At 46.3% G+C, this 12,480-nt stretch carries 9 protein-coding genes; 6 read left to right on the top strand and 3 right to left on the bottom strand.

Features of this window, described 5'->3' with window-relative positions:
- Window positions 1–109: 109 nt before the first annotated feature.
- The 5 genes from ABIE27_RS14970 (at window position 110) to ABIE27_RS14990 (ending at window position 8,142) form a co-directional block, all read left to right on the top strand.
- Entirely contained in the window at window positions 110–937 is an 828-nt protein-coding gene (locus ABIE27_RS14970; RefSeq protein ID WP_429350838.1) for a methionine ABC transporter ATP-binding protein, read from the top strand.
- Window positions 934–1,605 (top strand): methionine ABC transporter permease, encoded by a 672-nt coding sequence (locus ABIE27_RS14975; RefSeq protein WP_123062907.1) that lies wholly within the window; start codon window positions 934–936, stop codon window positions 1,603–1,605. The genes ABIE27_RS14970 and ABIE27_RS14975 overlap by 4 nt, the downstream gene beginning before the upstream one ends.
- A gap of 51 nt (window positions 1,606–1,656) precedes the next feature.
- Window positions 1,657–2,493, top strand: coding sequence for a MetQ/NlpA family ABC transporter substrate-binding protein (locus ABIE27_RS14980; RefSeq protein ID WP_429350839.1), 837 nt, complete (start codon window positions 1,657–1,659; stop codon window positions 2,491–2,493).
- 199 nt (window positions 2,494–2,692) lie between these two features.
- A complete protein-coding gene (locus ABIE27_RS14985; protein WP_429350840.1) occupies window positions 2,693–4,681 on the top strand; it encodes a methyl-accepting chemotaxis protein in 1,989 nt (662 codons plus the stop codon).
- Window positions 4,682–5,058: 377 nt separating this feature from the next.
- Entirely contained in the window at window positions 5,059–8,142 is a 3,084-nt protein-coding gene (locus tag ABIE27_RS14990) for a response regulator (protein WP_429350841.1), read from the top strand.
- Between the two features lie 19 nt (window positions 8,143–8,161).
- Here ABIE27_RS14990 and ABIE27_RS14995 read toward each other — a convergent pair whose 3' ends face one another.
- A complete protein-coding gene (locus ABIE27_RS14995; RefSeq protein ID WP_123062910.1) occupies window positions 8,162–8,836 on the bottom strand; it encodes a response regulator transcription factor in 675 nt (224 codons plus the stop codon).
- A gap of 73 nt (window positions 8,837–8,909) precedes the next feature.
- Complete coding sequence (locus ABIE27_RS15000; RefSeq protein ID WP_123062911.1) at window positions 8,910–9,758, bottom strand: helix-turn-helix transcriptional regulator; 849 nt, start codon at window positions 9,756–9,758, stop codon at window positions 8,910–8,912.
- A gap of 148 nt (window positions 9,759–9,906) precedes the next feature.
- On the opposite strand from ABIE27_RS15000, the gene fabF reads away from it, so the two are divergent.
- On the top strand, window positions 9,907–11,145 hold the full coding sequence (fabF, locus tag ABIE27_RS15005) for a beta-ketoacyl-ACP synthase II (RefSeq protein ID WP_429350981.1): 1,239 nt from the start codon (window positions 9,907–9,909) through the stop codon (window positions 11,143–11,145).
- An 81-nt stretch (window positions 11,146–11,226) separates the two neighbouring features.
- On the opposite strand, the gene ABIE27_RS15010 is transcribed toward fabF, so the two are convergent.
- Window positions 11,227–12,459: a nitrate/nitrite transporter gene (locus ABIE27_RS15010; RefSeq protein WP_123062912.1), complete on the bottom strand. Its 1,233-nt coding sequence runs from the start codon at window positions 12,457–12,459 to the stop codon at window positions 11,227–11,229.
- Window positions 12,460–12,480: the final 21 nt, after the last annotated feature.

Genomic DNA, 12,480 nt, shown 5'->3' on the forward strand with positions numbered 1-12,480 from the left:
TTGCTCGCGCTCCGGTTATCGGCTGTGCGGGCTTTCTTCATGTGTTCTTGAAAGATTCTTGGGAGATACTTGAAGGAACCATACACGATCATTCACGGGAGGAATCTCCATGATTTCATTATATGGTGTGAGCAAACGGTTCAACGAGCGCGGTTCCCGTGCGGATCAAGGATTCGAGGCCTTGCGATCCGTCTCGCTTGAAATAGGTAAAGGTGAGATTCATGGCATTATTGGTTCCAGCGGGGCAGGAAAGTCGACCTTGCTCCGGATGCTGAACGGTTTGGAACAGCCTGATGACGGAGAGGTTGCCGTCAATGGTCAGCAACTAACCGGAATGAACGAGCGAGACTTGCGTCAGGCACGCAGATCCATCGGCATGATCTTCCAGCATTTTAATCTGGTCAGCAATCGCACGGTGCTGAGTAATGTGAGTATGCCGCTGGAACTGGCGGGGAAATCACGTTCACAGCGGCGAGAGCGAGGCTTGGAAGTACTACAATTCGTCGGACTGGAGGACAAAGCGAACCAGTATCCGGCACAGCTGAGCGGAGGACAGAAGCAGCGCGTTGCCATTGCCAGAGCGCTTGCCAGTCATCCAGCTGTTTTGCTCTGCGATGAACCAACATCTTCGCTTGATCCGCAGACAACAGGCGGAATATTGGATGTTCTTCGTCATGTGAACGAAACGATGGGGGTGACGATTGTTGTTGTTACCCATGAGATGGAAGTGGCTCGTCGATTATGTCACCGTATTACGGTGATGAAAGAGGGGCGAATTGTGCGTACCCTATCTGAATCGGAAGTTCGCAGTATCCCGGCTCCTCAGCCGGACATCCTCACTTCACTGCTTGCAGATGACACTCTGGGTGCAATAGGAACCGAAACGGGAACGGGAACGACAGCACAACGTTTGGTGGAACGGGAGGACAAGCGATGATGTTACCTGAGTCGGTGCTTAAATACCAGCACGAAATCTGGCAAGCCATCGGAGAGACGTTTGTGATGGTGGGAATTTCTATTGCAGCTGCCGTTCTGGTCGGATTGCCTCTCGGTACGTTATTGTACTTGTTTCGTAAAGGGCAGCGATACCAGAATCGAGCCTTGTTCACGGTTCTGGGCAGTCTTGTGAATATCATTCGTTCCTTTCCATTCCTGCTTCTGGTCGTCTTCATGATCCCGTTCACTCGCTTGGTTGTAGGAACATCCATCGGTACGTTAGCTGCAACGGTGCCTCTGTCGGTCATAGCTATTGCTTATTATGCCCGTCTGGTTGAACAGGCTCTACTCGATGTGCCTAAAGGTGTCATTGAGGCGGCCTCTTCTATGGGAGCCTCAACTGCGCAACTTGTGCTTAAATTCCTGTACGTGGAGGCAAGGTCTGGTCTTGTGCTGGGACTTACCACAGCAACGATCAGTTTTGTTTCCTATTCTACGGTAATGGGAATTGTGGGCGGCGGCGGTGTGGGTGATTTCGCTATTCGTTACGGTTATCAACGCTTCGAAACGGAAATTATGATATTTACAATTGTTATCATGATTGTGCTGGTGCAGATGATTCAATTTACGGGCAGTCGGCTGTCTCGCTGGCTGGATCGCAGATCCTGAGAAACCTACTAAAAACGACTACTGATTACACAGAGAAGGGGTAAACATCCAATGAAAGCAAAATTAATGCTCATGTTGCTCGCGGTTATGCTCGTTGTATCCGCCTGCGGTAAAAAAGAAGAAACGCCTGCTGCTGAGGGGGCGAAGCCAGAAGCACAAGCCGGGCAGGAAGTCACACTGAAAGTCGCAACGTTGATTCCGCCAATGACGGATGTACTGGATATCGTTAAACCGCTCCTTAAAGAGGACGGCGTAAACCTGGAAGTTGTAGTACTGTCGGATAACGTACAGCCGAATACAGCACTGGCGAACAAGGAAGTGGATGCGAACTTCTTCCAACACGTGCCGTACATGCAACAGTACAACGAGGCGAACAATGCAACTCTGGTTCCTGTTCAGCCCATCTACAACGCGATCTATGGCGGATACTCCAAAACGTACAAGTCCATTGATGAACTGCCAGAAGGTGCAACGATTGCGATCGCTAATGATCCTTCAAATATCGGGCGCTCCCTCGTCATGCTGGAACAAAACGGCCTGATTAAACTCAAAGAGGGTGTAGGCTTTAATGCGACACAAGCGGACATCACAGAGAACAAAAAGAACTTCAAGTTCAAAGAAGTAGATTTGCTGATGCTTGCCCGCATGATGGATGATGCAGATTTGGTAGCTATGACTCCTGCCTATGCAAGCCCGCTCGGTCTGACACCAAAAAAGGATGCTTTGCTGACCGAGAAGGACGATTCCCATTTTGCGATCACGTTGGTAGCTCGTGAGGATAACAAAGACTCCGAAGCCATCCAGAAGCTGGCTAAACGTATGGCCGGCCCTGAAGTGAAAGCCTTTTTCGAAAAAAACTACGCAGATATAGCCATTCCAGCATTCTAAGGTACAGATCAGTATAGAGATTTGAACATGGAGATCCGAGCAAATATGCTCGGGTCTTTTTGGTTTTGATCTGACTTCTGTTAACAACTATTTAGAAACTTAATAGAATCGGAGTTAAATTCGTTTAACTTAGTTAATATTTTTTTTGTATGTTGGTACAAATATCAATTTAATATGGAAGAGGTAGAGTGAATTGTCGTTGAAAATCAAAAAAACAGGTTGGTTAGGAAAGAATGTAACCGATTTTAAGGTCAAACTGATCATGTCCTTCATGATCTTTTTGGCGGTCCCTTCCATCACTATAGGTGTATTGTCTTATAACAATGCCAAAGAGGAAGTAACGAAACAAATTCTACTTAGTGCAGAGGAAAACGTGAATTTAGCTAATAGTACGATTGATTTAATCATCAATGTGAAACGAAAGCAGGTTGAATATTATGCGAAGGTGTTTACTGCAGACACCATGAAAAATTCAGAAGCAAACATGCTGGAGGAAATAAAGGGATTCATCGGACAGAACCCGGATGTAGTTCTTGTCAGTGTAGGTGATCAAAATGGCAAATATATATCTTCTTCGGATACAACTACCCCACAAGATTATGATCCGCGAACCAGACCTTGGTATACAGAAGCAATGAGTCAACCTGGTCAGGTTATCGTCACAGACCCTTATACCTCCGCAGAAACGAATTCGGTTACGGTTTCAATTGCAAAGGCATTGGACGACCGCTCTGGTGTAGTCAGTCTTGATCTGGATCTGAATGATATTAGCAGTAGTATAAGTAAGATCAAGGTAGGGGAGCAGGGATATATGGTATTGCTGGATCGTAGCAAAAAGTATATCTATCACCCGAACAGCTCAGCTGGATCAGAGGTGAAAGAGTCATTCTGGGCAGAGGTATTTGATAACGAATCAGGCACATTTGATTATGACTATAATGATCAACCCAAGTTTATGTATTATTTAACGAATCGTTCAACGGATTGGAAAATCGCAGGTACGATGTTCACCTCCGAGGTGGATGAGGCGACAGCTCCGATTCTGCATCGTATGATGATTGTGCTGTTATCTTGCCTTGGAGTTGGGGCTGTAATCATCTGGCTTGTCATGCGCTCCATTATTAGACCGATCAGAGAATTGAAAAATCAAGCGATACAAGTGAGTGAAGGAGATCTGACACAGACTATTGTAAGCAAGAGTTCGGATGAACTTGGTGATCTTAGTGACGCTTTTGGCAAAATGCAGACGAATCTGCGCTTGCTGATCCAGAATGTAGAGCATAGCGCAAGTCAGGTTGTTTCCTCATCAGAAGAGATGACGCAGAGTGCAGAAGTGACCAGTGCCGCGAGTGAGCAGGTGGCCAAAGCTATTCAGGAAATTACGCTGGGAGCCGAGAAGCAAATGCATGGAATTGAGCATAATCATGAGGCCATTCGCGAAATTACGTCTGGTGTGACCAATATTGCGGAGAGATCCATTCATGTGTCCGAATTAGCCAAACAGATCACGTTACAGGCAGAAGAAGGTGGCAACACGGTTAAGCAGACGGTAGATCAGATGAGATCGATTCAAGAGACCGTCTTACAGATGAGTCATATCATTCAGACTTTGGATGAACGTTCTGAGCAAATCTCGGCCATCACAGAACTGATGGGAAATATGGCGAAACAAACGAATCTACTGGCTCTGAATGCGTCGATTGAGGCTGCACGTGCAGGTGCACACGGGAATGGGTTCGCCGTAGTAGCTGGGGAAGTTCGCAATCTCGCAGAGCAATCCCAGCAGTCTGCTCAAGATATTGCTGCCCTGACGTCTGCTGTCCAGAAAGATACATTGGAATCCGTTGATATGATGAAGAAAGTGGCATTAGAGGTCGAACAAGGCATGGAGGTTTCCACTGAAGCTATTCAGAAGTTCGAACGTATTCTGGAGAGTATGCGCGAGACCACACCTCAGATTGAAGATATTGCGGCCACATCCCAGCAGATTACGGCTGGAGTGCAGGAGGTTGGAGCTGTATCGAGTGAATTGGCAGGAATTGCTTCAGCGAATGCCTCAACTTCGGAGGAGGTTGCCGCCTCATCGGAAGAACAGCTGGCTTCGATGGAGGAGATATCAGCTTCTGCAAGAAATTTGTCAAGTATGGCAGAACATCTGCAACGTCTGATTCAACAGTTCAAGTATTAGGGAGCCGAGAGGCTCTTTTTTTACATTTTGTCTGGTAATTTCGGGGAAGTTTTTGGAATGCATATCGAAGAGTAAATGTTAGAAGAAAGGAGGAAGGATTGGGGAGAAATAAGGCAATATCCGCATTTGAATAAGGGGGAGACGCGTAATATGATTTGATTATTGCGGAGATACAATTGGCCAATCTGGCCTGTCTTTTCGTATATTAAACAACGCTAAAGTCGTAACTTGGATGGTGAACTTTGCTACGCGATCTCGTTTTAAATTTTACATTAATTTTAATTTTCGTCTTCCTCATTCATCACTATCTGAATCAATCGAGTAATCGGCATAAGCCATCATTTACCTCTCGCATGATCATTGGGATAGCGATGAGCATGTTAGGCACTGCGTTGTATTACTTCTCCATTATCTTGGATGATGGCACGATGTTAAGCTTTAGATTCATCGCTTATCTGCTTGCTGCTTATTATGGCGGAGGAGGAACGGCGTTTATCACCTTTGCAGGTTTGTGGATATTTAGAATCAATGCAGGATTCTGGCCATCGATTGAAAACCTGAATTATGCGATGTACGAACTTATTTTCGTTCTGGTTACCTCACTGAATTTCAGATGTATTCGCAGATTTGTACACCAATGGTTATCCGGCTCGCTACTACTGCTGTTTGCTTATCAATTCACGATGTCTATGACATATCCATCGACACTCCTCAGCCATGGGATGACTTTGCTTTCTCAAATTCTATGTATGCTACTGGTTATATTGTTCATCTATTTCCTCAATCAGAATCATCAGTACAGACATCTGGTGATTCAAAAAGAGCAAGAGATGCTGGAGATGCTGCGCTGGCAACCAGGGTTTACGTTCAAACTACGAAAGGTGAACGGGAAATTTGAATTCCTCCTGCTCGAAGGGGAGATGTTGTCTCATCTCGGTATGGACATGCGAAGTCTAGAGCAAAGCTTCCAATTGGGAAATATTAAGGCTCTGCCCCCAGATAAAATTCAATTTCTGAAGACACAATTCAACCGCGCCTGGAGAGGCGAACGCTTTTTTTTCGAAATTGAGCACAAAGGAAACTACGCTCTGGTTAAGCTGGGGCCTTTTCTGGAGGGCACGGTGGTGAAGTATGTCATTGGGTATGGACTTGATATTACAGAACACCGAGCTGTCAGGCGAAGGATTCAGGAAAGTGAGGAGCGCTATCGTTTGCTGGAGCGAGTGTCCTCCAATTGGGTTGCAGGATTGGACAGTATGGGCAACATCGTTTCCATTAACCAGAAATTTCTCGATGTCCTCCAGGCGGAGCGGCAACAGGTTATTGGTCGTGCGCTTGCAGATTTGCTGGTGATGGAAAAATCAGATTGCTGGGTTACCGTTTTACAAGAGGTTATCTCGTCTAAAACTAATCATGAGACGGAACTGACCTTCCGGATCGGAGAAAGTGATGAATTGCATGTTCGCGTTCATCTTTATCCGCTCAAGTCATCCGGTTCTAGTGAGCAAATTAAGGCTGTCTTTCAAGATATGACAGATCAGTATCGCTGGGTGAAGGCAGATAAGGCTAGTCAGGCGAAGAGTGAGTTCCTAGCTCTGATGAGCCATGAGTTGCGGACGCCACTGAACAGTATCACCAGCTTCAGTTCCTTGCTGCAACGAACACATCTTACTCCTCAGCAGCAGGACTATCTGGGCAAGATCACCGTATCCTCGCAATCTTTACTTGCATTGGTCAATGATATTCTAGATTTTTCGAGAATTGAAGCAGGTATGTTTAATGTGGAGAATGTTCCCTTTTCCCTGGAGGATGTATTTAAACGAGTGGCAGATCAGATTAGTACGTCTATCGGTAACAAAGATATTAAGATCATTTTTCATACCGATCCCGAGCTGCCTTTAACGGTAATTGGTGATCCGTTCCGGTTGGAGCAGGTTCTTATTAATCTGCTTAACAACGCCATTAAATTTACGGATGAAGGGTATGTCATATTTCACGCAGAGGTAATTACACTTGAGGATAAACATGTTGAAGTTCGGTTCGAGGTGGAGGATACCGGGATTGGCATCTCCCCCGAACAGATGGAGCGTTTATTTGTTCCTTTCAGTCAGGCCGAACCATCGACCTATCGAAAGTACGGAGGCTCTGGCTTGGGCTTGGTCATTTGTTATCTCCTGATCACATCATTAGGCGGCAGTCTGCAAGTGGAAAGTATACTTGGTGAATATAGCATGTTTACATTTGAGCTGGTGTATGAACTGACAGAAATAGAGGATCGTTCTTTCCTGCCAACCTATCCATTATTATATGCAGTGAATGATGTGATGGTTGTGGAAAGAGACAGAAGAGTTGCAGAAAACCTGGAGCAGATGTTGCGCTCATTTGGTCTCAGGCCCCAAATATATTCTTCTTTTCATGAAGTGCTGGACAATGGTAACTATGATTACGAGAGGGATGAATCGTCTTCTCTCCTGATCATGCTCGATATGGATATGAAACATGTACACGATGATCCGAGCTGGGAGCGATTAATGGATATGCTGCATAGTACCCGGATTCATGTATTAGGGTATAAGCGTGGAGTTAGCGAGAATGCTCTTGCCATCAAGCAGAATTCTATTCATCCGAAGGCAGTCCTGTTTCAGCCGATTACCCGTGTGGGGCTGTTTGAAACTTTGCTGACATTGCAGGATGGAGAAGTACAGAATTTGAGCCAAATGATAATTCAGGATGAATCCTCAGATCGAATGAATCAGGGAGCCATTTTGGTGGCAGAGGATCATGAGATTAATCAGATCGCCATTCGGGCGCTGCTTCAGCAGCTGGGATTTGAAGTGAAAGTGGTGAAGGATGGAGAAGAGGTACTGAGAGAACTCCATGTTCAGCCGTGGAAGCTGATTTTAATGGATTTGTTCATGCCGCTAATGGATGGAATAGAAGCTGTTAAACACATTCGTCAGATGAGACAATACGATCACTTACCTGTTATTGCACTTACGGCAAATAGCGTGAAGAAGGATCATAAGGTATATATGGAGGCAGGTATGAATGCCGTTCTGACGAAACCGATCCATGAACAACAGCTTCAAGATGTACTAGCAGCCTGGATTGATCTGAAGGGATTGCATGAAATCAGGGGGATTGATACGGATAAAGCTCTGAAACAGATGGATAACAAACCGCACATTTTGCAGTACGCGTTGAATAAGTTTGCTTTAGAATACAGCGGGTTTGAGCAAAAAATTCAGACTTATCTTGAGCAAAAGCAAATGAATGAAGTTGTGCGGAGTACACATTCTCTCAAAGGTGTTGCAGCTCACCTGCATGCTGTGAAACTGGTGCAGGCCGTTATGCATCTGGAATCACTTCTGTCTGTTCCATCCTTCGAAGGGGAGTTGACCTCCATCCTGCAACAGGTACAGCAAGAAATTGATCATATTTCAGAGTCACTACCGTGGTAAATATGACTAGCAAAGGTGCCTAAGGTGTGAATTTATACCCGACCCCCCATATGGTTTGAATATATTGGGGGTTTTTCGGGTTATCTTCAATTTTTTTGCGGAGTTTCGTAATATGTACATCAATCGTCCGATCATTAATGTAGGCATCTATTCCGCGAATGGCCTCAATCAAAGCGTACCGACTGAACACTTTGCCAGGATTCAGCACAAACAGCTTCATGATCTCAAATTCGGAAAACGTAGTTTCAACTCTGCGATTGTTCAGCAGGATGGTTCTGCGTGCCAGATCAAGGCTTAACCCTGTTTCGGTTTCGGTCATTAAAGAGTTTTCCAATAAAGCATAGCGGCGCAAAACGGCCTCAATGCGTGCCTTGAGTTCCTGCATACTGAAAGGTTTACAGACAAAATCATCGGCGCCGTCGGTTAAGGAACGAATACGTTCGGACACATCAGTTAACGAAGAAATGACAATCATCGGTAGGGAGGTATGCTCACGCATGATTGCGCATGGATTTTTCCCACCTGAATCAGGTAACATCAGGTCTATCAAAATGATATCTGGTCTGGTTTCAAGCTGCGAAAGTGCACGCCCCATGGTGTCCACACGATATACTTCGTAGCCTTCACCTTGTAAATACAGGGATAAAGTGTCACCCAGCATGTTGTCGTCCTCTATAATAAGCACTTTAGTCATGGTGTTCCTTTCTGAATCCACGTTATATAGGTATGTTAGTAATGGATGTCGCTATCCCTGGCAAGTAAGCAGTTCAGGATTCAATACTTCGATCAAGCAGTTGCATGAGTTTACGCTCTGTCGCAGTTTCTGGTGCGGGTGTATAAATGCTGCATCGCAAATCGGAATTGCCTTGAATCTGTAATGAAGTTAGATCAAACAACATTTTTCCTGCTTTCGAATGTCTGAATTCGATCCATACATCGGGAGCGCTGCTTACGCTGCTTTGTTTCCACAACGCTTGAAAATCAGGGTGGCGATTTATCATATCATCCAAAAATAAATTATACCATTCATCGTCGACATAACGACCATAATAGCCACGAAAAATAGATAAAAATCCGCTGACGAAGTCCTCCCAGTTCACTGCAAGCCTACGCAACTCTTTTCGATCAAATACCAGACTGATCATATTCCGCTGCTCTAAGGGGATCTGTTCAAAGTTCATAAAAACTTGAGCAGCAGCCTCATTCCAGCCGACAATGAAACAGCGCCGATCAGAGATAATGGTAGGACAATAGCGCAGTTCCTGCAAGATTTTCTGCAATGACGAGTGAAGTTGAAGCGTGTCTGGTTCCGGTACGGGCAGATCTGAATAATGCTCCATCGCTAGTGAGAACAAGTATTTACGTTCATCCACAGTGAGTCTGAGTGCAGAAGAAATGCTGTCCAGTACAGCATGTGATACCTGGATGCTTCGTCCTTGTTCCAGCCAGGTATACCAGGTCGTGCTGACGTTAGCCAATTGGGCGACTTCTTCTCTCCTTAACCCGGGTGTTCTTCGCCGGCCTCCGGCAGGCAAACCAACAGATTCCGGAGAGAGTTTGGAACGCTGTGTTTTTAGAAAAGTGGATAACGCTTGTAATCGAATCGCATCACTCAATGGATCACCTTCATTCTGTTTATCATGGTAGTCATTATACTATGATAAATGACAACTTGTAATAGGATATACAGAAATGGCACTATGAATGCATAAGCATCAGGAAACTGAATGAAGAACTTTACAAGGGGGACAAACCGGGATGAGTATAGAACGTGTTGTGATTACAGGAATGGGTGTGATTTCTCCGCTTGGCAATGATGTAGATACATTCTGGAACGCCTTGAAGGAAGGCAGATCGGGAATTTCTCCGATTGAGCATCTGGACAGCGCATTGTATAAAACGAGAATGGGCGGATTGGTTCGTGATTTTGATGGTGAAGCTCGTTTTGGACGTAAAGAAGCCAGGCGTATGGATCGGTTTGTACAATTTGCTGTTGCGGCAGCAGATCAGGCATTATCGGATTCAGGTCTAGTGCTGGAATCGCTGGACAGGGAGCGGATAGGTGTATATATTGGCTCAGGGATAGGCGGTATTCAGACCTTGATGGCTCAGGGAAATGTCTTGTCGGAACGCGGAGCATCGCGAGTTAGCCCAACACTTGTTCCCATGATGATATCCAATATGGCGGCAGCCACCGTTAGTATGAGATTCGGCTGCTGGGGGCCAACGCTCTCTCCGGTAACGGCTTGTTCCATTGGCAACACAGCCATTGGTGAAGCGTACCGGCTGATTCGCCACGGAGGAGCAGATGTTATTTTTGCCGGAGGCACAGAAGCAGCGGTCACAGAGATATCACTTGCGAGTTTTGGTAATGCAACAGCGTTATCTACCAGAAACGAAGCTTGTGCAGCGGCAAGCCGACCATTTGACGCAGGCAGAGACGGGTTTGTTATGGCCGAGGGGGCAGGGATCTTGGTCGTGGAGGCTCTGTCTCATGCACTGGCAAGGGGGGCAAATATTCTCGCTGAGGTTATCGGATATGGAGCCACTTCCGACGCGTACCACATGGTAGCTACTCATCCCGAAGGGCGGGGAGCTTATCTTGCCATGAGAGCAGCGTTGCGGGATGCGAAGCTGGAGCCTCGGGATATCGATGTGATCAATGCTCATGCGACCAGTACAGAGGCGGGTGATCTTTCTGAAACGAGAGCGATAAAACAGCTTTTTGGCGAACTAGCTTATCATATTCCCGTAACAGCGAACAAGTCCATGACAGGGCATATGCTTGGTGCTGCAGGGGGAGCAGAAGCGATATCTCTCGTTCAAACGCTTCGGCAAGGCATTATACCGCCAACCATTAATCAGGAGCAGAGAGATCCCGAATGTGATCTGGATTATGTCCCAAATGTTGCGAGAGAAGCAGTCTTGCAGACGGGCATATCCAATTCTTTTGGCTTTGGCGGACATAATGCGGTTATTATTCTTCAGAAATATTCAGCATGAGCAGAAGGGTTTGAATAAACGGGTGCAATAAAACAAACAGCGCGGCCATATGGCTGCGCTGTTTCATGTGTAGGCAGGGGATCAAGACGTCAGTGAAGTTGAATCCGCAATGCCTTTGCTACTTCTATTCAGCCAGCTTACCCGCCAGCGGGACTGCATGAAGAGTACAAGGCACATGGAAGCAGCAGCGATGAGACTTAGAATGACAAACCCTGGCGTGTAAGATTGATACGTGCTATACAGTTGACCCAAAATGAGTGGCAGTGCGTAACCTCCCAAACCTCCGGCAGCACCTACGATACCTGTCATCAGACCAATCTCGTTGCCAAAACGTTGAGGAACCAGCTGGAATACAGAACCATTCCCGGCTCCAAGGCACATCATGCCGAGAAACAACATGGCGATGACTACCGGAAGCGGCGGCAGGAAGGATACACCCAGAAGCATGATGCATGCGCCGGAGTACAAGAAGGTAAGCATCCGGGTTCCACCGATTTTATCCGCCAGAAAACCACCAACTGGCCGGAAGAAGCTGCCTGCAATGACACAGAATGTCGTAATGTCAGCGGCATGAACGGCAGAAAGGCCATATTGGGTATTAAAGAAGATGGTCAGATAATTACACAGTCCAACGAAACCGCCAAAGGTGACACAATAGAAGGCACAGAAGACCCAGGCATCTTTTTGTTTAAGCAACGTTCCATACTGAGAAAGCTTTTTGGGTTCTGGGCGATGCGGACTGTTTTTGGCGAAGATGGAAAAAAGGATAAAGACGATAACAATCGGGATGATCGCGAGTCCGAAAACAACTTCCCAGCTGCCAAAATGAGTGGCCAGACGATTGGCAAACAAGGTAGCAAGAACGGTTCCGCTATTACCTGCCCCGGCGATCCCCATAGCAAGGCCTTGATGTTCTTTAGGATACCACTGGCCCGCAAGCGGCAGTGCAGCTGCGAATGAAGCGCCCGCTACGCCGAGTAAAAGAGCTACGACATACAGCTGGCTGAGGGAGTCCACCCATAACCAGCCTAATAACAACGGAACTAGCGTGAAAAGCATACCGATCTGAGCGGTTAATTTGGGACCAATATAGTCGGACATGAAGCCAAGCACCAGCCGCAGGATGGAACCCCCGAGAATGGGCAGGGCGACCAGATTTGCTTTTTCCAATGGGGTCATCGGATAATCCATAGCAATAATAACAGCGAGCGGACCGAGCATACCCCAGATCATAAAACTGATGTCAAAATACATAAATGCTCCGAACAGCGTAGGCTTATGCCCGCTTTTCCAAAAACTTTTGCTCTCTACCATTCCTCATCGCTCCTCATCCAA

Source organism: Paenibacillus sp. 4624, assembly GCF_050435065.1.
GTDB classification, from domain to species: domain Bacteria; phylum Bacillota; class Bacilli; order Paenibacillales; family Paenibacillaceae; genus Paenibacillus; species Paenibacillus amylolyticus_D.

Excerpts from the sequence above, each read along its gene's own strand:
- ABIE27_RS15010 (WP_123062912.1), bottom strand. The coding sequence starts at position 12,459 with ATGGTAGAGAGCAAAAGTTTTTGGAAAAGCGGGCATAAGCCTACGCTG.
- ABIE27_RS14995 (WP_123062910.1), bottom strand. The coding sequence starts at position 8,836 with ATGACTAAAGTGCTTATTATAGAGGACGACAACATGCTGGGTGACACT.
- ABIE27_RS14990 (WP_429350841.1), top strand. The coding sequence starts at position 5,059 with ATGTTAGGCACTGCGTTGTATTACTTCTCCATTATCTTGGATGATGGC.
- ABIE27_RS14980 (WP_429350839.1), top strand. The coding sequence starts at position 1,657 with ATGAAAGCAAAATTAATGCTCATGTTGCTCGCGGTTATGCTCGTTGTA.
- ABIE27_RS14975 (WP_123062907.1), top strand. The coding sequence starts at position 934 with ATGATGTTACCTGAGTCGGTGCTTAAATACCAGCACGAAATCTGGCAA.
- ABIE27_RS14970 (WP_429350838.1), top strand. The coding sequence starts at position 110 with ATGATTTCATTATATGGTGTGAGCAAACGGTTCAACGAGCGCGGTTCC.